General features: G+C 67.6%; 18 protein-coding genes. 16 read left to right on the forward strand and 2 right to left on the reverse strand.

Annotation, left to right across the window (positions count from 1 at the left end; translation table 11 throughout):
* Positions 1–3: 3 nt before the first annotated feature.
* From BSTEL_RS02665 to BSTEL_RS02695, 7 genes are all read left to right on the forward strand, one after another.
* Positions 4–1,011, forward strand: coding sequence for a hypothetical protein (locus BSTEL_RS02665; RefSeq protein ID WP_034526814.1), 1,008 nt, complete (start codon positions 4–6; stop codon positions 1,009–1,011).
* A gap of 134 nt (positions 1,012–1,145) precedes the next feature.
* Positions 1,146–2,036, forward strand: coding sequence for a hypothetical protein (locus BSTEL_RS02670; protein WP_156963136.1), 891 nt, complete (start codon positions 1,146–1,148; stop codon positions 2,034–2,036).
* A gap of 506 nt (positions 2,037–2,542) precedes the next feature.
* Positions 2,543–3,565 (forward strand): pyridoxal-phosphate dependent enzyme, encoded by a 1,023-nt coding sequence (locus BSTEL_RS02675; protein ID WP_034526821.1) that lies wholly within the window; start codon positions 2,543–2,545, stop codon positions 3,563–3,565.
* Between the two features lie 44 nt (positions 3,566–3,609).
* Positions 3,610–4,794: a cystathionine gamma-synthase gene (locus tag BSTEL_RS02680; protein WP_034526823.1), complete on the forward strand. Its 1,185-nt coding sequence runs from the start codon at positions 3,610–3,612 to the stop codon at positions 4,792–4,794.
* 119 nt (positions 4,795–4,913) lie between these two features.
* A complete protein-coding gene (locus tag BSTEL_RS02685; protein WP_034526825.1) occupies positions 4,914–7,022 on the forward strand; it encodes a RecQ family ATP-dependent DNA helicase in 2,109 nt (702 codons plus the stop codon).
* A gap of 178 nt (positions 7,023–7,200) precedes the next feature.
* Positions 7,201–7,692 carry an S-ribosylhomocysteine lyase gene (locus BSTEL_RS02690; RefSeq protein ID WP_034526894.1) on the forward strand — a complete coding sequence of 164 codons (492 nt, stop codon included), beginning with the start codon at positions 7,201–7,203 and terminating at the stop codon, positions 7,690–7,692.
* 271 nt (positions 7,693–7,963) lie between these two features.
* Entirely contained in the window at positions 7,964–8,449 is a 486-nt protein-coding gene (locus tag BSTEL_RS02695) for a histone acetyltransferase (protein ID WP_051922797.1), read from the forward strand.
* Between the two features lie 86 nt (positions 8,450–8,535).
* On the opposite strand, the gene BSTEL_RS02700 is transcribed toward BSTEL_RS02695, so the two are convergent.
* The gene (locus BSTEL_RS02700) at positions 8,536–9,996 is read right to left on the reverse strand and encodes an amino acid permease (RefSeq protein WP_034526827.1); all 1,461 of its coding nucleotides are present in this window, start codon (positions 9,994–9,996) and stop codon (positions 8,536–8,538) included.
* A gap of 306 nt (positions 9,997–10,302) precedes the next feature.
* Between BSTEL_RS02700 and alr the strand changes: the two genes are divergently transcribed.
* The 9 genes from alr to BSTEL_RS02745 all read left to right on the forward strand — a co-directional run bounded on the left by alr (position 10,303) and on the right by BSTEL_RS02745 (position 21,779).
* Entirely contained in the window at positions 10,303–11,661 is a 1,359-nt protein-coding gene (gene alr, locus BSTEL_RS02705) for an alanine racemase (RefSeq protein ID WP_034526829.1), read from the forward strand.
* A gap of 396 nt (positions 11,662–12,057) precedes the next feature.
* Positions 12,058–12,510 carry an HTH domain-containing protein gene (locus BSTEL_RS02710; protein ID WP_034526832.1) on the forward strand — a complete coding sequence of 151 codons (453 nt, stop codon included), beginning with the start codon at positions 12,058–12,060 and terminating at the stop codon, positions 12,508–12,510.
* Positions 12,511–12,554: 44 nt separating this feature from the next.
* The gene (locus BSTEL_RS02715) at positions 12,555–13,865 is read left to right on the forward strand and encodes a deoxyguanosinetriphosphate triphosphohydrolase (RefSeq protein WP_051922792.1); all 1,311 of its coding nucleotides are present in this window, start codon (positions 12,555–12,557) and stop codon (positions 13,863–13,865) included.
* Between the two features lie 110 nt (positions 13,866–13,975).
* Positions 13,976–16,075, forward strand: a complete 2,100-nt coding sequence (dnaG, locus tag BSTEL_RS02720; protein WP_034526834.1) for a DNA primase — start codon at positions 13,976–13,978, stop codon at positions 16,073–16,075.
* A 222-nt stretch (positions 16,076–16,297) separates the two neighbouring features.
* Positions 16,298–17,173 (forward strand): pyridoxal 5'-phosphate synthase lyase subunit PdxS, encoded by an 876-nt coding sequence (gene pdxS / locus BSTEL_RS02725; RefSeq protein ID WP_034526836.1) that lies wholly within the window; start codon positions 16,298–16,300, stop codon positions 17,171–17,173.
* A gap of 18 nt (positions 17,174–17,191) precedes the next feature.
* On the forward strand, positions 17,192–17,836 hold the full coding sequence (gene pdxT, locus BSTEL_RS02730; RefSeq protein ID WP_034526838.1) for a pyridoxal 5'-phosphate synthase glutaminase subunit PdxT: 645 nt from the start codon (positions 17,192–17,194) through the stop codon (positions 17,834–17,836).
* Between the two features lie 73 nt (positions 17,837–17,909).
* Complete coding sequence (gene pdxR, locus BSTEL_RS02735) at positions 17,910–19,454, forward strand: MocR-like pyridoxine biosynthesis transcription factor PdxR (protein WP_034526840.1); 1,545 nt, start codon at positions 17,910–17,912, stop codon at positions 19,452–19,454.
* Positions 19,455–19,490: 36 nt separating this feature from the next.
* Positions 19,491–20,663 (forward strand): DmpA family aminopeptidase, encoded by a 1,173-nt coding sequence (locus BSTEL_RS02740; protein ID WP_034526842.1) that lies wholly within the window; start codon positions 19,491–19,493, stop codon positions 20,661–20,663.
* A gap of 180 nt (positions 20,664–20,843) precedes the next feature.
* Positions 20,844–21,779, forward strand: a complete 936-nt coding sequence (locus BSTEL_RS02745) for an isoaspartyl peptidase/L-asparaginase family protein (protein ID WP_034526844.1) — start codon at positions 20,844–20,846, stop codon at positions 21,777–21,779.
* A gap of 89 nt (positions 21,780–21,868) precedes the next feature.
* On the opposite strand, the gene BSTEL_RS02750 is transcribed toward BSTEL_RS02745, so the two are convergent.
* The gene (locus BSTEL_RS02750; RefSeq protein WP_034526846.1) at positions 21,869–23,503 is read right to left on the reverse strand and encodes a peptide ABC transporter substrate-binding protein; all 1,635 of its coding nucleotides are present in this window, start codon (positions 23,501–23,503) and stop codon (positions 21,869–21,871) included.
* Between the last annotated feature and the right edge of the window lie 21 nt (positions 23,504–23,524).

A 23,524-nucleotide genomic window follows, 5' to 3' on the forward strand; every position in this document is an offset into this window, starting at 1 on the left:
GCGATGAGGCGGGACGCTCTGCCGGCGGCCGTGACGCTGCTCGCCGTGATCCTGTTGCTGGCGGCCATGCGATGGGGATTGTATCTGGCGTCGCAGCGACTCGGGTTCCTGTGGGTCAATCCGTTGACCGGCAGCGCCTCCGTCTCTCCGTTCCGATTGGACTGGCTCACGGCGACGATGCTGTTCCTCGGTGCGGTCGCATGGTACGTGCTCTTCTTCGACCGGATGCTGTGCCACGGCGTCTCCCGGCGTTCGTTCGCCGCGACGTCCGGCGGCATCGGATTGTTCACGGCGGTCGCCTCGACCGTGCTGCTGGTGCCGTTGGCGTATGCCGGCACCTACTTCGGCAGTCTTCCGTTGTATCGGATCGATGGCCCGAATTCCTGGTACGGCGACGGCACGGTGTTCACGCCGGGGCACGACGACGGCTGGGTGTGGGCGGACGGCTGGCTGGGCAACGGCGTCATGATGAGCCGCATCAACCGCTTCGCGAATGCGTGGGTCGGCTGCAATCCCTTCGAGACACGCGATCCGTACGCCGACATCAGACATGCCGGGCTCCCGCCGTTCCTGCTCGCCTGCGTCATCTTCCTCGCGATGATGATCGCCGCCACGGCCCTCGGCATGCTCGCCGGAGCGGCGCTCATGTGGGTGCTCGACGGCGGGGCGCGGCGCATCGCCGGTGCGGTCGCGGTTCTGATTGCCGCCTACGCCGCGGGTGTGCTGGTGGTGCTCCCGTGGATGGAGGCGACGCGCGACCCTACATGGTCCGGATGGGTGGGCGTGCTCAGTCCGCTGTGGATACGCCTGACGCGAGGCGATTCGCTCTACAACGAATACGACGTGAGCCATATGGAACTCGCATTGTTGTACGCGTGGCTGCCGCTCGTCGAATCGCTGCTGCTGTTCGCGGTGTGCGCGGCGGTGGCGAGACGGCTCACGGCGCGGCATGAGGTCCATTCCGTACGGCTCGTCGCAGCGAAGGCCGGCGGCGAAGGAAAGACGAGGTGATTGCGGTGGGATCGACAGTGACGAAGACGGCGCTCGGCATTTCACCCGGTATACGTGACGGTGCGCGGGGCGATGGGGCGACGATGGTGGTGCGGAAGACGCGGCGCCATCGGACCGGCCGGCAGACTCGCGTCATGATGCGGCGATGCGCGGGACTGTATGCGGCGGTGCTCGGCGTAGGCGTCGTGATGGCCGCGATCGGCGGCGGCGTACGGTACCTCGCCTTGCAGGGTCACTGGCATGTGCGGATGCCGTACGCGCTCGACACCATGATGGGCGCCGGTGCGGCCGACATCGAATCATTGATGGGTCTGATGCTGTTCGCCGCCGGGCTGGTCTGGTTCCTGGCGTTCGTGGGGCCGGAACTGTGCCACGGCGTGGACCGGCGCTCGCTGGCGGTCGCACCGGCCATGTGCGGCGTGGTCGCGGCGGTCCTGTCGGCCGTGGCGATGACCGTGCTGGAATACGGGTTGGTGGATCGTGTCTGGCAGGATTCCGTCGAGGTGACGGCCGGCGCATCGCCGGTCTACGGCTGGTGGGGCAACGACCTCTACCAGACGCCGTTCTCCTACCGGTTCCTGTACGCGTGGCAGTACGTTCCGTTCTCCACGGGCGGTGCCTCGAAGGTGTCGGGCATCATCCCCGGCGGATGGCTGTTCATGGGCGTGGCCTGTTTCGCGCTGATGCTCGCCGCCGCGGCGCTGGGGTTGCTGGCCGGTGCGGCCGTTGCATGGGCGTGTTCGGGCGGGGCGAAACGGCTTGCGGTGTCCGTGGGTGTGGTCGTCGTCGCCTACGTGGTGGTGATGCGGCTGTTCCTGTTCAACGGCTCCGTGAAGCTGGCATGGCTGGCGCAGGCCATGACCGGCGAGGTCATCCGGTACGAATCGAACTGGGATGAATGGCATCTGTACGTCGCGTGGATCCCGCTCGTCGAGGCGGTGGTGCTGTTCGTAGTCTGTGTGGCCGTCGTCCGTCGGCTCACGATGCGACGTGAAGTCCACGCCGCACGGCGGTGGCTCATCTGAATCGGCCTTGACCCCTTGGAACGCCGCGGATCCCCTTCATGGGCGATCCGCGGCGTTCTCGTTATGTGGACGTCCTCGACACGCTGGCTGGGAAGGAGGTGGTATGGTGTGAGGCATGCAGATTCTCTTGTGTTGTTGTCGCTAACCGACGCCCCCGGGCGGACGGTCAGTGACGCATAACTTGAGACAGGGCATTCGAATGCGGCAGGGGAATCGCCGCGATTTTCGTTTCGGATTTCAAACGGGCAGAACCATACCGGCGTGCACGTGGAGTATTGGCACGTTGGGGGTGCCGATACTCATGACGGAATCCGCGAAGGAAACATCATCGAACATCACGACGCACGATCGCGGCACACGTCGCGCACGGCACACGGACGCCCGTCATCATCGACAACGCAGCACATCCAGACCGTCTCGCAGGGGAACGCCGGTTCACGACGACGACATTCCATCCACAACGGATCGAACCACCAAACCCTGACCCACAAGGAAACGAGACGATCATGACCATCGCGAACAGCACCGCCGACCTCATCGGGAACACCCCGCTCGTCAGGCTCAACCACATCCCCACCGAAGACGGCGTCCGCGCCACCATCGCCGTGAAGATCGAATACATGAACCCGGGCGGCTCCTCCAAGGACCGCATCGCCGCGCGCATCATCGACGCGGCCGAACGCTCTGGCGAACTGAAGCCCGGCGGCGTCATCGTCGAACCCACGTCCGGCAACACCGGCGTCGGCCTCGCCATGGTCGCCCAGCAGCGCGGCTACCGCACCATCTTCACCCTGCCCGATAAGGTCTCCGAATCGAAGCGCGCCGTGCTGCGCGCATACGGTGCCGAAGTGGTCGTCACCCCCACCGACGCCGGCCCCGACGATCCGCGCTCCTACTACCAGGTGGCCGAACGCCTCGCCAAGGCCATCCCCGGCGGCTACCGGCCCAACCAGTACGATAATCCGAACGGCCCGGCCAGCCACTACGCCACCACCGGCCCCGAAATCTGGCGCGACACCGATGGCAAGATCACGCACTTCGTGGCCGGCATCGGCACCGGCGGTACCATCTCCGGCACTGGACGCTACCTCAAGGAGGCGTCCGACGGGCGCGTCGTGGTCGTCGGCTCCGACCCGGAAGGCTCCATCTACTCCGCGGCCGACCCCGCCGACGTCCACCAGTACGACATCGAAGGCGTCGGCGAGGACTTCTACCCGAAGGCCTACGACCGTTCCATCCCCGACGAGATCGTCAAGGCGGACGACGCCGAAGCGTTCGAGATGACCCGCCGCCTCGCCGGCGAGGAGGCGCTGCTCGTCGGCGGATCCTCCGGCATGGCCGTCGCCAGCGCCGTCAAGTACGCGAAGGAGCACGACCTCGACGAGAACCAGCTCGTCGTCGTGCTCGCCCCCGACTCCGGCCGCAGCTACCTTGAGAAGATCTTCGACGACGACTGGATGCGCGCCAACGGCTACGGCGACGTGGTCGAACGCACCGCCCGTCCCTCCCTCGCCGAACAGTACCTGTAAACCCGCATAGCATATACATCATCAGTCGAAAGGAACCAATCATCATGACCGCCGCATACAACGCCCAGTTCGCCGAAACCGCCCTCGCCACCCGCGCCATCCACGCCGGGCAGGAACCCGACCCCACCACCGGCGCCGTTGTCACACCGATCTACGCCACCTCCACGTTCAAGCAGGACGGCGTGCTCGGCCTGCGCGGCGGGCACGACTACTCCCGTTCCATCAACCCGACGCGCACCAGCTTCGACGAACAGCTCGCCGCCGTCGAAGGCGCGAAATACGCGCTCTCCTTCTCCTCCGGCCTCGCCGCCATCGACGTGCTCCTGCGCTCCACCCTGAAGCCCGGCGACAACATCCTCCTCGGCAACGACGTGTACGGCGGCACCTACCGTCTGCTCGCCAAGGTGTTCGTGCCGTGGGGCGTCGGCCTCGACGTGGTCGACATCACCGACCCGCAGGCCGTCGAAGCGGCGCTCGCCGCCAAGCCGTACCGCTACATCTGGGTCGAGACCCCGTCCAACCCGCTGCTCAACATCACCGACATCGCGCTCACCGCCGAACTCGCGCACAAGCACGGCGCCAAGGTCGTCGTCGACAACACGTTCGCCTCGCCCGCCCTCCAGCATCCGCTCGACGACGGCGCCGACGCGGTCGTCTACTCGACCACCAAGTACATCGGCGGCCACTCCGACGTGGTCGGCGGCGCCGTCGTCCTCAACGACCCCGACGTGCGCGACCAGGTCGCGTTCCTGCAGAACGCGGCCGGCGCCGTGCCCTCCCCGTTCGACTCCTGGCTCGACATCCGAGGCCTCAAGACCCTCGATCTGCGCGTCAAGCGCCACTCCGCCAACGCGCTCAAGGTCGCCCAGTGGCTCGAATCCCAGCCGTCCGACGTGATCGAACGCGTCTGGTACCCGGGTCTCGAATCCCATCCGGGCCACGAGATCGCCGCACGCCAGATGCACGGCGGATTCGGCGGCATCGTCTCCGTGCAGCTCGCCGCCGGCGCCGAGGCGGCGAAGCGCCTCGTCGACCATACGACCATCTTCACGCTCGCCGAATCGCTCGGCGGCGTCGAAAGCCTCATCGAGGTGCCCGCCGCCATGACCCACGCCTCCGTGTCCGGCACCACCCTGCAGGTGCCCGACAACCTGATCCGCATCTCCGTCGGCATCGAGGACGCCGACGACCTCATCGCCGACCTCGACCAGGCGCTGGCCCAGCTGTGACCCCACCCGCATACCCCATGGTGCGGTGAACATCCCATGGTGCGGTGGCCCAAAACGGCTTCATTCCGCCGTTGTGGAGAAAGTGTGTTGCCGCACCATGGGGAATGTATGGTGGAACCATGACTGGACAGACGGCTGACACGCATGCGGCGGCGCTCGGGGCGCTGGAACGGTACTTCGGCTATGAGTCGTTCCGCCCCGGGCAGGACGGCGTGGTCGACGCGCTTCTTCATGGGCGCGACGTGCTCGCCGTCATGCCCACCGGCGCCGGCAAATCCGTGTGCTACCAGATACCGGCCGCCTTGTTGCCCGGCGTCACCGTCGTCATCTCGCCGCTTATCTCCCTCATGCAGGATCAGGTCGACTCGTTGAACGACCAGGGATTGCCGGCGGCGTTCGTCAACGGCACGCAGACGCCGGACGAGCAGTCGATGGTGCTCGCCCAGGCGGCGGACGGGCAGGTGAGGATCCTGTACGTCGCCCCGGAACGCCTGGAGACCGGGCGGTTCCGTGATTTCGCCATGCGCACGCCGATCGCGCTCGTCGCCGTCGACGAGGCGCACTGCGTCTCCCAATGGGGGCAGGACTTCCGCTCCTCGTATCTCGGCATCGGCGACTTCATCCGCTCGTTGCCGCGCCGTCCGGTCGTCGGCGCGTTCACCGCCACCGCCACCGAGAAGGTGCGCCGCGACATCGTCGATCTGCTCGGCCTCGCCTCGCCGCAGGTGACGGTCACCGGATTCGACCGGCCGAACCTGTACTTCGATGTCATCAACATGGAGCGCAAACGCAAGGCCGCGTGGATTGTGGACTACGTGGCCTCACATCCGGACGAATCCGGCATCGTGTACTGCGCTACGCGCAAGGAGACCGAGCAGCTCGCCGACACGCTGAACCAGTCGGTCCCGCAGCGCCCCGGCACGGGCGCGGGGGAGCGCGGCCCCATCGCCGTCGCCTACCATGCCGGCATGGCCGCGGACATGCGCAATGCGGCCCAACGCGACTTCGTGACCGACCGGGTGCCGGTCGTCGTCGCCACGAACGCGTTCGGCATGGGCATCGACAAGTCGAACGTGCGCTACGTGATCCACCACAACATGCCCGAATCCATCGAATCCTACTATCAGGAGGCCGGACGTGCGGGCCGCGACGGCGAACCCAGCCGCTGCACGCTGCTGTGGAACGAGTCCGACATCGTCACGCGCCGTCGCCTGCTGGATTCGGACTATGACAACGACCGCATGACCTCCGAGGAGCAGGAGATCGCGCGACGCAACCGGCGTCGCCTGCTCGACGGCATGATCGGATACTGCCGCACCACCGAATGTCTCCATCGCTACATGACCCGCTACTTCGGGCAGGAGTCCGATCCGGGGGCCGCGAAGTCCGGCATCGGCGGTTCGGGCGCATCCGGAGAGGCGGGTGAGACTGCCGCGCACGCCACGTGCGGCGCGTGCGCGAACTGCTGCGAACGCACGTTCACCACCATCGACGTGACCGTCATCGCGCGCAACATCAGCCGTTGCGTGCACGACGTGATGTTCGACCACGACGAGCAGGGGCACGAGACGACGCCGCGCCCGGTGCGTCGCGGGGTGGGCTCGGGCAAGATCGTGAGGATCCTGCGCGGCTCGCAGGCGCAGGATCTCGCCTGGCTCAAACCGGAGCGCATGCCCAGCTTCGGCACGTTGAAGGACGAGTCGGAGGCGCGGGTGCGCGACGTGCTCAGCCAGATGGCCACCGACGGCCATCTCGTCATCGCCGACGGGCGCCTGCCGATCGTCGGTTTCGGTCCGCGGGCGGCGGAGACGGTCTCGCCGGACTTCCGCTACGAGATCAAACGCGTGGAACGCAGGACCGCGCGTTCCGGCTCCGGCGCGGCGGACGGCGGTCGGATGCGCCGTCTCGGCGTCTCCGCCGGCACGCCGTCCTCCACCGTGTTCGGCGCGGCGGGCACGAACGGTCCCGTCGACGCGGATGCATACGTGCCCGGCGACGAGGAGGAGGCGCTGTTCCAGCGTCTGCGCGGATTGCGCAAGACCATCGCGCAGGAGATCGGCAAACCGCCGTACATCGTGTTCTCCGACCGGTCGTTGCGCGACATGGCGCGCATCAGGCCGGTCACCGACGCGCAGTTCCTCGCCGTCTCCGGCGTGGGCGAACGCAAGCTTCAGGCGTACGGACGCCGGTTCATGGATGAGATCGCCGCGTTCGGCGGCGCGTCCTGAGCCGTCCCGGCGATTCCGCCGTCCCGCCGATTCCGTCTATCCCGTCTATAACGAGCGTCTATAACGCCGGCCGGGTGCGATGCGTCTTCGCGGGCGATCGACGACTAGGATGGGCGGCGGATACGCCGGCGGCGTGCAGGAGCGCGCCGAAGGGCGGCGTATGCGGAAAGGAACGAACATGGCGGAGAAGACCGACAAGCCGGTGGTGGAAAGCTTCCAGCTCGACCATACGAAGGTGAAGGCGCCGTACGTGCGCTACATCGACACGGAGAAGGGGCCGCACGGCGACGTGATCTCCAATTACGACCTGCGTCTCGTGCAGCCGAACGAGAACGCGATCCCGACGGCCGGACTGCACACGATCGAGCACACGATCGCCGTGCTGCTGCGCGAACGCATCGACGGCTACATCGACTGCTCGCCGTTCGGCTGCCGCACCGGCTTCCACCTGCTCACCTGGGGCGAGCATCCCACCGAGGAGGTCGCCAAGGCGTTGAAGGAGTCGCTGGAGTTCATCGCGTACAAGGCCACGTGGGACGACGTGCCCGCCACCACGATCGAAAGCTGCGGCAACTACCGCGACCACAGCCTGTTCACCGCGAAGGAATGGTGCAAGGACATCCTCGCCAAGGGCATCAGCTCCGACCCGTTCGAACGCAAGGTCGTCTGATCGCCGGATCCGCGGCGATGCCCGCGCGATGCACGTCGTCACCCGTCCGCGCCCGTCCGCCGTGCAAGGCGGACGGGCGCTTTGCGTCTCCATACGGGCGCCGTCCAGCCGCATCACAGGAAACACGCGGCGTTTGTGAGGCGGGCATGGTAGCGTAGCGCGTCAGTTGATTGTTTCCGATCGAATCCCCGTGCGGGGCTCTCGCGCGACCGTGAGGTGAGGTGTGGTGTCCGACTCCAATGCGACGTCCCGTCGTTTCCGCCATGCAACCATGCAGGATCTGCCGCAGATCCTGAAGAACTATGCGCGTGCGCGCGAGCTGATGGCGCGCAACGGCAACCCCACGCAATGGGGGAACACGTTCCCGCGCGAGGAGGTCGTCAGGGAGGACATCGCCGAACACCGCATGATGCTGCTCGTCGATGTGCAGGACGGAGACGAGCGCATCCTTGCGCAGTTCGCGGTCTGCTCGGGGGAGGACCCCACCTATAGGCAGATCGATGGAGCCTGGCTTGACGATGATGCGTATGTGACCATCCACCGCATTACGTCGGCCGGTCTGGTGCGCCATGCCGCGCGCGACTGCATCGAATGGACGCTCAAGCACTACGGCAACGTGCGTGCCGACACGCATCCGAACAACAAGGCCATGCAGCACGTGTTCGAGTCGGCCGGCTTCGCCCGCTGCGGGCTCATCCAGTTGCTGGATCGGCCGACGGATACGACGCGCATCGCCTACCAACGCCACGAATGGTAGGGAGCATTGCTCCGAATTTACGGGAAAGCCCCTCGGCCCATTGCATGGGCGTCGAGGGGCTTCGTCGTATCGGGCGGACGTGGCGGCTATTCGGCCTTCGCCGCGGCGACCTGCGGGGCACCGGCGTTGCCCGCGCCCTCCAGCTTGGAGTGGCGGCGGCTGTAGCCGAAGTAGACGGCCAGGCCGATGGCCAGCCAGATCGCGAACCGCACCCAGGTCTCCCAGTTCAGGCCGGCGATGAACACCAGGCAGAAGATGATGGACAGCGCCGGCACGACCGGCACGCCCGGCGCCTTGAAGCCGCGGTGCGCGTCCGGGGCGGTCCTGCGCATCCACAGCACGCCGGCGGAGACGATGATGAACGCGGACAGCGTGCCGATGTTCACCAGCTCGAACAGGATGTTGATGTTGATGAAGCCGCCGGCGATCGCGGTGAGGATGCCGAAGAACCAGGTGCCCTTGAACGGCGTGCGATGCTTCGGATGCACCTCGCTGAAGAACTTCGGGAACAGGCCGTCGCGGCCCATCGCGTAGCAGATGCGCGACTGGCCGTATAGCTGGACGAGCATCACCGTGGTCATGCCGACGAGCGCGCCGATGTTGACGATCACGGCCAGCCAGTTCATGCCGGTGTACAGGATCACGCCGGCGACCGGGGCGTCGATGAACTTCGCGAACTCCTGGTAGGGCACGATGCCGGTCATCACGAGCGTCATGATGATGTAGATCACCGTGGAGACGGCGAGCGACAGGAGGATGCCGCGCGGCAGCGTCTTGTTCGGCTCGATGGTCTCCTCGGCGGAGGAGGAGACGGCGTCGAAGCCGATGAAGCTGAAGAACACGATGGACGCGGCCGGCAGGATGCCGTACGGCTGGGTGGAGCCGGGCTGGAACGTGTAGATGCCGTACGGGGAGAACGGCTGCCAGTTGGACGGCTTGACGTACCACACGGCGCAGATGATGAACAGCGCGATGATCGCGAGCTTGATCATCACCATGATGTCGTTGGTCTTCTTCGTCTGGTTGATGCCGATGGACAGCACCCAGGTGATGAGCAGCACGACCACGAAGCCGGGCAGGTTGAAGTAGGTGGTCACGCCCGGCGTGGTGCCGTAGGCGGCCGTCAGCTCGACCGGCAGGCTCAGGCCGAACTGACCGAGCAGCTTGTTGAAGTAGCCGGCCCAGCCTGCGGACACGGTGGCCGCCTGCAGGGCGTATTCGAGGATCAGATTCCAGCCGATCACGAACGCGATGAGTTCGCCGAACGCCAGATACGCGTACGAATACGCGGATCCGGACACGGGGGCCATAGACGCGAACTCGGCGTAGCACAGGCCGGCGAAACCGCAGCAGATCGCGGCCAGCAGGAACGACACGGACAGGGCCGGGCCCGCGGTGAGCGCACCCTTGCCGGTCAGGACGAAGATGCCGGTGCCGATGATCGCGCCGATGCCGAGCATCGTCAGGTCGAACGTGCGCATCGTGCGCTTGAGCGGGGTGGAATCGGCGACAAGCTGATCCACCGTTTTCTTACGGAACAGATTCATGGTCTTCTCTCATGAACACGTGGAATGGGCTTGGCCGGACGGAATTCCGGGACCCCGGCACGCCTCAACGCCGGGAGTCTTGAACACGGTCGATTGTTGCCCCCGAACGTTACGGGCGGGAAAACGGCAAACAAACCGTGGAAAGCGAGTGTACATGGACTGCCGGAAAACGGCGTGGCGCGTCTCACGATACGGTGCGGAACATGGATGGGCGGTGCGGGTCGTTCGTCGCCCGGAGCCACCGCGACGGTCGCCATGTGGGCGAGGAAACGGGCACGTCACCATGCCGCGCGACAATGGGGCACCATGAGTATGAACGCAGCTCCCGAAATCGAATTCAGCTCGGAGAAGGGCAGGGCCAACTACGCGGCCGCCCGACGCCGCTACCCCGCGCAGGCCATCGTCGACCTCAAGGCCATGCGCGACAACATGGCGCACCTGGTGAGTGTGGTCGGCGGCCCCCACTCCGGCACCGCCGTGATGGGCGTCGTCAAGGCCGACGCCTACGGCCACGGCCTCCTGCCCGCCGCGCTCGCGGCGCTCGCCGGCGGCGCCACCTGGCTCGGCACCGCCCAGTCGCATGAGGCGCTGCTGCTGAGGAAGCTCGGCATCGGCCCCGACCGCTGCCACATCCTCACGTGGGTCTACAACGGCACCGAAGTCCCGTTCGACGAGCTCATCGCCAACGACATCGACGTGTCCGTCGGCTCCCTGCCCGGCATCGACGCGGTGGCCGCCGCCGCCCGCAAGCTCGGCAGGACGGCGCGCGTGCACGTGAAGGTCGACTCCGGCTTCGGCCGCAACGGCTTCACGCCGGAGGGCTTCGACGCGGCGCTCGCCAAGCTCGTCCCGCTCGCCAAGGATGGCGTGCTGCACATCGTCGGCCAGTGGAGCCACCTCGCCGTGGCCGACAGCCCGGACGTGCCCGAGTTCGTCGCCTCCACCGACCGTCAGATCGAGAACTTCAAGGCGTTCACCGCCCGCATGGAGGCCGCGGGCATCGCCCCCGAGATCCGCCATCTCGCGAACACGGCGGCCACGCTGTCCCGCCCGGAGATCCACTTCGAGCTCACCCGTCCGGGCATCGGCCTGTACGGCTACGAGCCGGACCCGGCGATGGGCACGCCGTCCAGCTACGCGCTGAAGCCGGCGATGCGGCTTCAGGCGCAGCTCGGCACCGTCAAGGACGTGGAGGCCGGCCACGGCATCTCCTACGGCCGCACCTACCTCACCCCCGACGACACGTCCACCGCGATCGTGCCGCTCGGCTACGCGGACGGCATCCACCGTTCCGCCTCCGGATTCGACATGCAGGGCGCCAAGCATGTGGAGAAGCCGGGCGGCCCGGTTCGCGTGATGACCGCCGAAGGCCCGAAGCTGTACCGCGTCTCCGGCCGCGTGTGCATGGACCAGTTCATCCTCGACCTGCACGGTTCGGCCGCCACGCTCGGCGTGCGCGAGGGCGACACGGTCGAACTGTTCGGACCGGGCCGCGGCGAGGAGTTCGCCGAACCGACCGCCGACGACTGGGCCCGCGCCGCCGACACCATCAGCTATGAGATCTTCACCTGCCTGCGCAACCGCATCCCGCGCCTGTACGAGCATGCCGCCGAGGTGCTGCCCGAGGCCGATCTCGCCAAGCTCGATCCGGCCTCGCTGCTGTAGCGCCGCGGGCGGCGCGGGCTGTCCCGTGACGTTCGGCACGGTCCGCGACTTTTCCGGGGACTCCCCCTTACGTGAAGGGGGAGTCCCCATTCTTTTTCGGTGTTTCCCCTTATTCGGGGGTATGTGTGTGAACCATAGAGCGTTCATGGAATCCATAGTGATAACGGGGGTATAAGCGCTTCCAATACGGGTGTTACGGGGGTGTTCGTTACGGGGGAAATCCCGATACCATGCGACGAAGAAGAGCCATTGTTCGCGGCGTGTCGCGATGCGGGGAATTTTCCGGTAGATATGTACCGGTACTCCGCATCGCAAGCTATCAATGATGGTATTGCCATGCCGTCGAGGCCGTGCCGACGGCGGCACGGCGATCGGATACGTCGAAAGGAGGCCGTCATGGGAACCGGAACGTTCACCAACGAGGAGATCGCATACCTGCGGTCACTGCCCGCCGTCGCGCGCGTATCCAACGGGCGGATACGCTACTCCGAGGCGTTCCGCCGCGAATGTATGCGCCGGTACCACGCCGGCGAATCGCCCGTCCGCATCTTCCGCGACGCCGGACTGGACGCGTCCCTGATCGGCTACAAGCGCATCGAACGCTGCATCGCGCGATGGCGTTCGATGCCGGACGCCCCCGAAACCGTCGGGGGCGCGGATGGGAATGAACCGGGAGCGGCGCGGGCGGACGGTCGCCTCGCGAAGCCGTTCACGCCGGAACTCAACGTGCGCGCCGGCAAACGCGACCTGCGCGACCTGCTCATCTCCCAGCAGGTGCTGCTCATCGAACACCTCGAATCCGAGGTCGAACGGCTCCGCGCCGAAGTCGGCGAACGGCCCGCGAAATAGACGGCCGCCGGGCTTGCTAGGCTGGAGGGCAGGGGAGGTGCGTCATGGAATCCAGCCGATACGGGGACGAACCGGAAAGCCGCGTCGAACGCATCCCGAGCGGTGAAGGCTACACCGCCTCCGACGAGGAGCGGTGGGCGCCCGAACCGCCCAAATCGAAGTCGCGCACCGCGTTCGAACGCGACCGCGCGCGCCTCATCCACTCGTCCGCGCTGCGCCGGCTCGGCGCGAAAAGCCAGATCCTCGTCGCCGGCACCGACGACTTCGCCCGCACCCGCCTCACCCACACGCTCGAAGTCGCCCAGATCGGACGGCAGATCGGCAAACTCCTCGGCTGCGACCCGGACGTGGTCGACTGCGCCTGCCTTTCCCACGACCTCGGCCACCCGCCGTTCGGCCACAACGGCGAGGCGACGCTCGCCCGCATCGCCCGGAGCATCGGCGGATTCGAAGGCAACGCGCAGACGCTGCGCCTCCTCACCCGCCTCGAACCCAAGGTGTTCCACCCGGACGGCCGCTCCGCCGGCGTGAACCTCACGCGCGCCTCGCTCGATGCCGCCGTCAAATACCCGTGGACGCTCGCCGAGGCGGCGAAGCACCCCAAAGGCGAACGCAGCGCCAAATACTGCGTCTACCCGGACGACGAACCCGTCTTCCGATGGCTCAAACAAGGCCTCGCCGACCCGACCGCACGCCCCATGGAATGCATGATCATGGATCTCGCCGACGACATCGCCTACTCGGTGCACGACGTGGAGGACGCCATCGCCACCGGCGCGTTCAACCCGATCGCGCTCGCCGACCCGCGCACGATCGACGCGATCGTCGGACAGACGCGCGCGTGGTACGGCCCGCAATGGGACGCGGACCGGCTCGTCGAGGCGTTCGCGCGCCTGAAACGGCTCGACATGTTCCCCGACCATTTCAACGGGTCGCGATCGGCCTTGGCGCAGCTCAAGAACATCACCTCCGACCTGATCGGCCGATTCGCGTGGAGCGTCGAGGAGGCGACGCGCGACACCTACGGCGCCGGTCCGCTCACCCGCTATTCGGCGAGCCTCGTCATCCCCGAGGAGACCTCGTACGAGATCGTCGCGCTGAAGGGCGTCGCCGTGCATTTCGTCATGGCGCCGGGGGAGAAGGAGCCGATGCACGAGGAGGAGCGCCGCATCGTCGAAGACCTCGTCGACGTGCTCATGGCCGACTCGCCCCGCCCCAGCGACATCCTCGAAAGCCAGTTCCTCGACGACTGGGAGACCGCCGCCAACGACGGCGAGCGCCTGCGCGTCGCCGTCGACCAGGTCGCCTCCCTCACCGACTCCTCGGCGCTCGCGCTCCACTCGATCCTGTTCTGAACGCCCCGCCGGCCGGCGCGCGCCGCGCCTGACGGAAGACGGACACACGCCGACGGCGGAAACCGGCATACCCGTACCGGTGCCGCGGCAAGGCGGTAGGGTAGTGTGTCATGGCCGGAATGATCAAGAAGGAAGACATCGAGAAGGTGCGCGCAGCCGCGGACCTCTACGACATCGTATCCGCATCCGTGTCGCTCAAGCCCTCGGGCACCGGCACGTACGTCGGCCTATGCCCGTTCCACGACGAGAAGACCGGCAGCTTCAACGTGCGCCCCGCGCTCGGCGTCTGGCACTGCTTCGGCTGCGGCCTGGGCGGCGACGTGTTCAAATTCGTCGAACAGCAGGAGAACATCGACTTCCGCGAGGCCGTCGAACTGCTCGCGGACAAATACCACATCGAACTGCACTACGAGCAGAGCGGCACGGGGCGCGCCGACGGGCATTCCGGCTCGAAGCGTGCGCGCCTGCTCGAGGCCAACGAGGAGGCGCAGCGCTTCTTCGTCTCCCAGATCATGACCAAGGAGGCGCTCGCCGCCCGCAAGCTCCTCGGCGGGCGCACGTTCAGCCAGGCCGACTGCGAACGCTTCGGCTGCGGGTACGCGCCGCAGGGGTGGGACAACCTCGTGCGCCATCTTGCGTCGAAGGGATTCACCCAGCAGGAGATGCTCGACGCGGGCCTCGCGCGTCAGGGCCAGCGCGGCGTCTACGACTATTTCCGCGGCCGCGTCACCTGGCCGATCCGCGACTCGACCGGCCGCACGCTCGGCTTCGGCGCGCGCAAGCTGTACGAGGACGACCAGATCGCCGCGAAGTACATCAACACGCCGGACACGCAGCTGTACCGCAAGAACCAGGTGCTCTACGGCATCGACCTGGCGAAGAAGGCGATCGTGAAGAAACGCCAGGTGGTGATCGTCGAGGGGTACACGGACGTGATGGCCATGCACCTGGCCGGCGTGGACACGGCGATCGCCACGTGCGGCACCGCGTTCGGCGCCGAGCACGCGAAGATCGTGCGCCGTCTCATCGCCGACGATTCGCTCGGCGCGGTCCAGCTGGTGGGGCCGCTGAAGGTCGAGGGGCAGGCGGTGAGCTCGCGCGTCGTGTTCACGTTCGACGGCGACGCCGCCGGCCAGAAGGCGGCGCTGCACGCGTTCGGCCTCGACTCCGCGTTCCTCTCGCAGACGTTCGTCGCCGTCGCCGACGACAATCTCGACCCGTGCGATCTCAGGATCGAACGAGGAGACGAGGCGGTCCGTTCGCTCATCACGAGCGCGAAGCCCCTCTACGATTTCGTGATCGAGGCGGCTATCGGCCGGTTCGACACCCAATACGCGACCGGCCAGATGGGCGCGGTCAAGGCGGTGGCGCCGTTGGTCGCGCAGATCCGCGACCGGTCGCTGCTCGACCTGTACACGCGTCGCGCCACGCGCCGCATCGGCGTCGACCTCGACATCATGCGCCGCGAGGTGGAACGCGAGCGCCGCCGGCAGCGCGTGCGCGACGAGGACGCGTACGCGCCGCGACGCCGGTTCAACGGCGGCGGCGCGTTCGACCGTGACGGATCGCCGCGCGGACGCGACGGCGATCCGTACGCCGATCCGGCGAAACGCCGCGAACTCGAGCATCGCGACGCGACCGAACAGACGTATTTCCGTATCGACGACGCCGTGTTCATCGCCGAACAGCAGTTCATGGCGCTGCTCATCCAGGTGCCGCTCGCCGTCAGCCCCAACGGGTTCGCCGAACTGACGCTCGGGAACTTCATGACGCCGGTGTTCCGCACGATGTTCCAGGCGGTCGCCGCGGCCGGCGGACCGCCCTCCCCGGACACGCCGCAGGGACTGTGGATGCACAACCTCACCAAGGCGGGCGGGCCGATGCTCGAATCGACGATCAACGAGCTGGCCGTCATGCCGCTGCCGCTGCCGGACGACGGGCGGAACGCGGCCGACGGATCCGGCGCCGACGGTTCGGGCATGGTCGACGCGCGACTCAGGCAGCCCACCAAGGCGGAGAGCCGATACGCCTCCGAATTGCTCGTCAAACTGCTCGACATGGGGTATATGCGGCGCATCGGCGCGGCCAAACGCCGGATGGCCATGATGCCCGACGGCGCGGAGAAGATCGCGCTGCTCGGCGAGATCACGCGGATGGAGACCCATCGCAAGGACATCCAGTCGCAGGTCTACGGCAACAACGTCGGCTGAGGGGTGCGGGCGGTCCCGGTTCCCGCGATTGGTCCCGCGATTGGTTCTGCAATTGGTATGGTCGGGAACCGGCGGATTGGCCCCATCCAAATTGGACTGGTTTGGATTGGTCTCGCCGCCTCCGTCCGATAATGGTCGGCGACGGATGCCGCGTGCGCCCCCCGCTCTCCATCGGGTGCGCGCGGCGTCGCATGGCATCGCACGAACCAGAAGGGAACCGAAATGACGCAGAACCGTGCCGAACTCAACCGCAACCTCGCCCAGATGCTCAAGGGCGGCGTGATCATGGACGTGACCACGCCCGAACAGGCGAAGATCGCCCAGGACGCGGGCGCCTGCGCGGTCATGGCCCTCGAACGCATCCCCGCCGACATCCGCGCCGCCGGCGGCGTGAGCCGTATGAGCGACCCGGCCATGATCAAGGGCATCCAGGAGGCCGTGTCCATCCCGGTCATGGCGAAGGTGCGCATCGGACACATCGCCGAGGCCCGCATCCTGCAGGCCATCGACATCGACTACATCGACGAGTCCGAAGTGCTTTCCCCGGCCGACGACGTCTACCACATCGACAAGAACCAGTTCGACGTGCCGTTCGTGTGCGGCGCGAAGAACCTCGGCGAGGCGCTGCGCCGCATCGCCGAAGGCGCGGCCATGATCCGCACCAAGGGTGAGCCGGGCACCGGCGACGTGATCCAGGCCGTGCGTCACATGCGCACGATGAACAAGCAGATCCACGAGCTCGTCTCCCTGCGCGACGACGAGGTGTACGAGGCGGCCAAGCAGCTCGCCGTGCCCTACGACCTCGCCAAGTACGTGCACGACAACGGCCGTCTGCCCGTCGTCAACTTCGCCGCCGGCGGCGTCGCCACCCCGGCCGACGCGGCCCTGATGATGGAGCTCGGCGCCGAGGGCGTGTTCGTCGGCTCCGGCATCTTCAAGTCGGGCGACCCGGCCAAGCGCGCCGCCGCCATCGTCAAGGCGACCGCCAACTGGCAGGACGCCGACCTGCTCGCCAAGCTCTCCGAGAACCTCGGCGAGGCCATGGTCGGCATCAACGAGGACGAGATCCAGACCATCATGGCCGCCCGAGGCGAGTGAGACCCGGAGGCGATTGACATGGTCGTAGCGGTCGAATACATCTCCAAGGAGGAGTCCGACGGCGTGGAATCCGGGCAGGAACGGCACGGCGTGACCGGCATCCTCGCCGTGCAGGGCGCGTTCGCGGAACACGCCGCCGTGCTCGACAGGCTCGGCGCGCCGTGGAAGCTGCTGCGCGCCGCCGAGGACTTCGACGACTCCATCGACCGGGTGATCCTGCCCGGCGGCGAATCCACCACGCAAGGCAAGCTCCTGCACTCCACCGGCCTGTTCGAGCCGATCGCCGAGCACATCAAGGCCGGCAAGCCCGTGTTCGGCACCTGCGCCGGCATGATCCTGCTCGCGAAGAGGCTCGACAACGACGAGCACGTGTACTTCGGCGCGCTCGACGCCGTCGTGCGCCGCAACGCGTACGGCCGCCAGCTGGGCAGCTTCGCCGCCACCGCCGACTTTGGCGAGCCCGGGGACGCCGACTTCATCAAGGATTTCCCGCTCGTGTTCATCCGCGGGCCGTACGTCGTCTCCGTCGGCGGGTCGGCGCGCGTCGAAACCGAGGTCGATGGGCATCCGGTGGCGCTGCGCCAGGGCGGCATCCTCGCCACCGCGTTCCACCCGGAGCTCACCGACGACACGCGCCTGCACGAGCTGTTCCTCTCCCTGTGATCGGAAGATAATCGTCGGGAGGAACGGCGGGGGAGACGCCCCGACGGATACGGGAAGGGAAAGGACGGTGGCCATGCGGCTGGAACTCGACCGGCGTGCGAGCGTGCCGATGTACCGGCAGCTGGCCGCACAGCTGCGCGAACGCATCGTCTCCGGCGAGCTCGCCGAAGGCTACCGGCTGCCGCCCGAGCGCGAGCTCGCCGCACGCCTCGGCGTCAACCGCACCACCGTCCTGCAGGCGTACCAACGGCTCAAGGACGAAGGCCTCGTCGCGTCGAAGGTCGGCAAGGGCACGTTCGTGACCCCGGCGGGCGGCGCCGGTGCGCGGCCATCGCCCGGTACGATCCGCACGATCCGCGACGCCGGCGTCCCCGCGCACGACGGCACGCCCGAGCCGTCCGTCATCCGGCCCCCGTGGTCGGTGCTGTTCAGCGACTACTCCAACCGGTTCACCTACCATGACATCGCCGAGATCGACCGCGCCCGGCGCGGGGGAGCGGACGGACGCGTCATCGACTTCGCGACCGGCTCGCCCAACCCGGCGGACATCCCCGACGACCTGCTGCGCGCGGTGAGCCTCGAGGCGTTCGCCTCGCACGAGTTCGACGGCCAGCCGGAATCGCCCATCGAAGGCTTCGACGAGCTGCGCGCGCTGCTCGCCGAACACATGCGCACGCGCGGCGTCGCCTGCGAGGCGCGCAACGTCATGGTCCTGTCCGGATCCGAACAGGGCATCGACCTCATCGTGCGCGCGTTCGTGAACCCGGGCGACCGCGTGCTCGTCGAACAGTCCACGTTCTTCCCCGCGTTGCAGACGTTCCGCTCCGCCGACGCGTCGATCGTCGGCGTGCCGGTCGACGCCGACGGCATGCGCACCGATTTGCTCGAGGGCTACTGCGCGCGCTTCCGGCCCAAGATCATCTACACCATCCCCACCTTCCACAACCCCACCGGCACGACGATGCCGATGGAGCGCCGCCGCAGGCTCGTCGACGTGGCGCGCCGCCACCAGTGCCTCATCGTCGAGGACGACGCCTACGGGGAGCTGTGGTACGGCGGGAACGGGGACGGCGACCGTCCCGTGCCGCTCGCCGGCATGGAGAACGCCGGATACGTGATGTACCTGTCCACGTTCTCGAAGACCGTCACCTCCGGGCTGCGCACCGGATGGGTGGCGGCCGACCCGCACGTCATCGCGCGTCTGGCCGCATTGCGGCGCATGGTCGACCAGCACACGAGCACGTCGTCGCAGCGCATCTGCCTCGAACTGCTCAAGGAGGGGCGCATCGCCGGGCACGTGCGCGACCTGACCGCCGCCTACCGACGCCGCCGCGACACGGCCGTCGCCGCGCTGGAACGGCATGCGCCGCAAGGCATGCGATGGACCGTGCCGCAGGGCGGATACTACATCTGGGTCTCGCTGCCCGACGGCGTGCGCGCGCTCGACCTGCTCGCCCGGTGCCGCACGCTCGGCGTCACGTTCATGCCCGGCGGCGTGTTCGACGTGGACGAGACCGACGAGACGCACATCCGCCTCAACATGGTCCGCCCCGACGCACGCGACCTGGAGGACGGCATCCGCCTGGTCTGCGACGCCGTGCACGCCATGACGCGTTGACGGACGGCGCCGCGGGCCGGGCTACCATGGTCCTCCATGGGAACGAATGCCATATGGAACCATGACCTGTACGACGGCCTCGCGGGGAAGCGGGACCTCATCACCGACGTGCCCGGCGTGAGGGTCGGCCATGTCACGCTGCGCTCGCCCGACGGCGCCGCACCGACGATCCGCACCGGCGTGACCGCCATCGTGCCGCCCGGCGACTGTTTCGCAAGCAAACCGCCCGCCGCCGCGTACGTGTCCAACGGCTTCGGCAAGTCGATGGGACTCGTGCAGGTCGAGGAGCTCGGCAGCCTCGAAACGCCGATCCTCATGACCAACACGCTTTCCTGCGGTGCCTGCTTCGACGCGCTCGTGGACCACGCGCTCGCCGGACACCCCGCCATCGGCGTCGACACCGGCACGGTGAACCCGGTGGTCATGGAATGCAACGACGGTCCCATCAACTCGATACGCGCCCGCGCCGTCACGCCGGCGCACGGGCTGGAGGCGATCGCCGCGGCCGGCGAGGACTTCGACGAGGGAGACGTGGGCGCCGGCACGGGCATGACCTGTTTCGGCCTCAAAGGCGGCATCGGGTCGGCCTCGCGCGTGGTGCGCGTGGACGGGCGCGACCATGTGCTCGGCGTGCTGGTGCTCACGAACTTCGGTTCGCGCGAATGCCTGCGTCTCAATGGCGAGCCGGTCGGCCTGCGCCTCGCCGAAGCGGAACACGCCGCCCCGGCATCGGCCTCGGACGGGACCGCTGGCGGGGGCGCGGCCGGCGCCTGCGAGGACAAGGGCAGCATCGTCGCGGTCATCGCCACCGACCTGCCGGCCGATTCACGCCAGTTGAGGCGCATGGCCAAACGCGTCACCGTCGGCATCGCGCGCTGCGGCGGCTACATCGGCAACGGCAGCGGCGAGATCGTCGTCGCGTTCAGCACCGCCAACCGCATCGACCACTGGGCCGGCGACGACCAGACCACACCGTCCGACCATCCCACGCCCGCCGGCGGGCCGCTCATCGAGACCGTGACACGGCTCAACGAGAACGCGATGGACCGATGCTTCCGCGCCGTGGCCGCCGCAAGCGAGGAGGCCATCGTCAGCTCGCTGCTTCACGCGCGCGGCGTGCGCGGCCGCGACGGCAAGGTCACCCCCTCGCTGCGCGACGCGTTGCGTGAGGCGGGACTGGAATTGCCGGAATCCCTGGCGGAGGCGTAGCGCACCTGCGGTGTGGCCGTATGGTCGCGTTGCACGCCGCGGCCGCGTATCATACACATGGCGCATGCGGCGCCGGGCGACCGGGGCCGCGGCGCGGACATCACGACGCAGGAAGCACGGCCCCGCGCATCCGTCGGTCTTCGACGGCACGGGCCGGCAAGGAAAGGGACAACAGACACTATGGGCACGGCATCGTCCACATCTCCGGTGACCGCCATCTCGGCGGGCAGCGAAAGCGGCATCACCCTGATCATCCACGCGGGCGCGGGCAGCCGCGGCAAGCGCAGCACGCCGGAACGCATCGCGCAGGTCGAGAAGGACCTCAACCGCGCGCTCGACGCCGGCTACGCGCTGCTCGAGGCGGGCGCGCCGGCCCACGAGGCCGTCATCGCCGCCATCCACGTGATGGAGGATTCCCCCGAATTCAACGCGGGCCACGGCGCCGCGCTCACCAGCGACGGCATCGCCCAGATGGACGCCTGCCTGATGACCGGCGACGGCGAGGTCGGCGCGGTCACCGGCGTGTCCACGGTGAGGAACCCGATCGACGCGGCCCGCGCGGTCAAGGAACAGACCAAGCACGTGCTGTTCGCCGACCCGACCGACGGCGAGATCGCCGACTGGGGCGTCGCGACCGAACCCAACGAGTACTTCATCACCGAGCAGCGCCGCCAGTCGCTCGCCGAGGCGCAGTCCGGCGGCGACGAGTGGGAGAAGCACGGCACCATCGGCGCCGTGGCCCGCGACGTGAACGGCGACATCGCCGCCGGCACGTCCACCGGCGGCATCACCAACCAGATGCACGGCCGCGTCGGCGATTCGCCGCTGCCCGGCTGCGGCACCTTCGCCGACCAGCGCACCGTGGCGGTCTCCTGCACCGGCATCGGCGAGGCGTTCATCAAGGTCGTCGCCGCGCACCAGGTGTCCGACCGCGTGCGCTTCGCCGGCGAGTCCGTGCACGACGCGGCCGTCGCCACGCTTGACGAGGTCGCCGCCCACCACGGCGACGGCGGCATGATCGTCCTGCCCGCCCGGGGCCGCGGCGTCATCGCCTACAACAGCGAGATGATGAACCTCGGCTACCGCAGCGCGGATGGCGGCATGGTGCAAGGCTGATAATCTCCTGTGAACGAAAAGCCCCGACGGGAAATCCCGTCGGGGCTCTCTCATACGGTCATGCGGCCAGGCCGCGCCGCATCACCGTGTCACTTGGTGATGGTGTTGTACGTGGGCATGTTCGTGTAGTCGAACTGCACGTTCTTCACGTTCTGCGCGGAGACGGCCGCCACGTTGTCGCACCACAGCGGGATGGACGGCAGATCCTGCATGAGGATCTCCTGGGCGGTGCGCAGGGCCTCGGTGCGCTTGGTCACGTCGGTCTGCGACAGGGCGTTGGCCAGGTCGGCGTCGAACTCGGGGTTCTTGTAGTCGCCGTCGTTGGAGCCGTGGCCGTCCGCGGAGGCGGAGGCGTACAGCGGGGTCATGTAGTCCTCGGCGGACGGGTAGTCGAGCATCCAGCCGGAACGGAACGCGGTGGAGATGCTGCGGTCGGTGACGCGCTCGCGGATGTCGCTGAACGTCGGGTAGGCGTCGCCCTGGGCGTCGATGCCGAGCGTGTTCTTGAGCTGGTTGGACACGGCGTCGACCCACTGCTTGTGGCCGCCGTCGGCGTTGTAGGCGATCTTGAAGCTGCCGCTCCACGGGGAGATGGCGTCGGCCTTCTTCCACAGCTCCTTGGCCTTGGTCGGGTTGTACTCGAGGTTCTCCTCGCCCTTGAGCGTCTTGGAGTATTCGGGCACCAGCGGCGAGGTGAAGTCGGTGGCCACGGTCTTCGTGTTCGAGTACACCTTCTCGACGATCTGCTTGCGGTTGATGGCCATGGAGATGGCCTGGCGGCGCAGCTGGCCCTCCTCGTCGAAGCCGAAGTGGTCGAGGCGCTCCGGGATCACGAAGCCCTGGTAGGAGGAGCCTGGCTGGCTGTAGGCGGTCACGCTCCTGTTGGAGCGGAAGGTCTTGACGGCGCTGGCGGGCACCTCGTCGAGCACGTCGAGGTTGCCGGAGAGCACGTCGGAGTAGGCGGCGTTCTCATCGGTGTAGACGCGGAACTCGATGCCGTCGTTCTTCACGGTGCGCGAACCCTTGTAGTCGGGGTTCTTCACCACGGTGATGTCCTTGCCGACGTTCCACGACTTGAGCTTGTACGGGCCGTTGCCGACCGGGTTCTTGCCGAACGCCTTGATGTCCTTGTAGGCCACGGACGGCAGCGGGAAGAACGACTGGTGGGCGATCTGGACCGGGAAGACGGAATCCGGGTGGTCGAGGGTCACGACCAGCGTGTGGTCGTCCTTGACCTCAAGGCCGCTCAGCTGCGCGTCGTCGGCCACGTTCGGGTCCTGAAGCTCGTCGTAGCCCTTGATGATGGACATGCGGCTCGCCTGCTTCATGGCGTGCTTCACGTTCGCCGCGTAGCTCCACGCCTTGGCGAACGATTCGGCGGTCACGGCCTCGCCGTTGGTGAACTTCCAGCCGTCCTTGATCTTGATGGTGTACTGGGTGGCGTCGTCGTTCGGCGTGATGGACTTGGCGACCTCGAGGTGCTGCTTGCCCTTGACGTCGTAGCTGACCAGACCCTCGAACAGGTAGCGGATGACCTTGCCGCCGCCCATCTCGTTGGTGTCGGCGGGCACCAGCGGGCTCTGCGGTTCGGTGTTGTTCACCGAGATGATGGTCTGTCCGTCGGACTGCGACGAGCTGGACGAGCCGCCGCAGGCGGCCGCCGTGAACAGCATCGCGCAGGCCGCGCCCAGGGCGGCGATGCGCTTGGCATGGGTTGAGAACATGAACCTCTTCTTTCTCCTATT

Origin of the sequence: Bifidobacterium stellenboschense, assembly GCF_000741785.1 — a bacterium.
GTDB classification, from domain to species: Bacteria; Actinomycetota; Actinomycetes; order Actinomycetales; family Bifidobacteriaceae; genus Bifidobacterium; species Bifidobacterium stellenboschense.

Excerpts from the sequence above, each read along its gene's own strand:
- BSTEL_RS02710 (WP_034526832.1), top strand. The coding sequence starts at position 12,058 with ATGGGAACCGGAACGTTCACCAACGAGGAGATCGCATACCTGCGGTCA.
- alr (WP_034526829.1), top strand. The coding sequence starts at position 10,303 with ATGAGTATGAACGCAGCTCCCGAAATCGAATTCAGCTCGGAGAAGGGC.
- BSTEL_RS02745 (WP_034526844.1), top strand. The coding sequence starts at position 20,844 with ATGGGCACGGCATCGTCCACATCTCCGGTGACCGCCATCTCGGCGGGC.
- pdxT (WP_034526838.1), top strand. The coding sequence starts at position 17,192 with ATGGTCGTAGCGGTCGAATACATCTCCAAGGAGGAGTCCGACGGCGTG.
- BSTEL_RS02675 (WP_034526821.1), top strand. The coding sequence starts at position 2,543 with ATGACCATCGCGAACAGCACCGCCGACCTCATCGGGAACACCCCGCTC.
- pdxR (WP_034526840.1), top strand. The coding sequence starts at position 17,910 with ATGCGGCTGGAACTCGACCGGCGTGCGAGCGTGCCGATGTACCGGCAG.
- BSTEL_RS02715 (WP_051922792.1), top strand. The coding sequence starts at position 12,555 with ATGGAATCCAGCCGATACGGGGACGAACCGGAAAGCCGCGTCGAACGC.
- BSTEL_RS02670 (WP_156963136.1), top strand. The coding sequence starts at position 1,146 with ATGATGCGGCGATGCGCGGGACTGTATGCGGCGGTGCTCGGCGTAGGC.
- BSTEL_RS02685 (WP_034526825.1), top strand. The coding sequence starts at position 4,914 with ATGACTGGACAGACGGCTGACACGCATGCGGCGGCGCTCGGGGCGCTG.
- BSTEL_RS02690 (WP_034526894.1), top strand. The coding sequence starts at position 7,201 with ATGGCGGAGAAGACCGACAAGCCGGTGGTGGAAAGCTTCCAGCTCGAC.
- BSTEL_RS02750 (WP_034526846.1), bottom strand. The coding sequence starts at position 23,503 with ATGTTCTCAACCCATGCCAAGCGCATCGCCGCCCTGGGCGCGGCCTGC.
- BSTEL_RS02695 (WP_051922797.1), top strand. The coding sequence starts at position 7,964 with ATGCAGGATCTGCCGCAGATCCTGAAGAACTATGCGCGTGCGCGCGAG.
- BSTEL_RS02740 (WP_034526842.1), top strand. The coding sequence starts at position 19,491 with ATGGGAACGAATGCCATATGGAACCATGACCTGTACGACGGCCTCGCG.
- BSTEL_RS02680 (WP_034526823.1), top strand. The coding sequence starts at position 3,610 with ATGACCGCCGCATACAACGCCCAGTTCGCCGAAACCGCCCTCGCCACC.
- dnaG (WP_034526834.1), top strand. The coding sequence starts at position 13,976 with ATGGCCGGAATGATCAAGAAGGAAGACATCGAGAAGGTGCGCGCAGCC.
- BSTEL_RS02700 (WP_034526827.1), bottom strand. The coding sequence starts at position 9,996 with ATGAATCTGTTCCGTAAGAAAACGGTGGATCAGCTTGTCGCCGATTCC.
- pdxS (WP_034526836.1), top strand. The coding sequence starts at position 16,298 with ATGACGCAGAACCGTGCCGAACTCAACCGCAACCTCGCCCAGATGCTC.
- BSTEL_RS02665 (WP_034526814.1), top strand. The coding sequence starts at position 4 with ATGAGGCGGGACGCTCTGCCGGCGGCCGTGACGCTGCTCGCCGTGATC.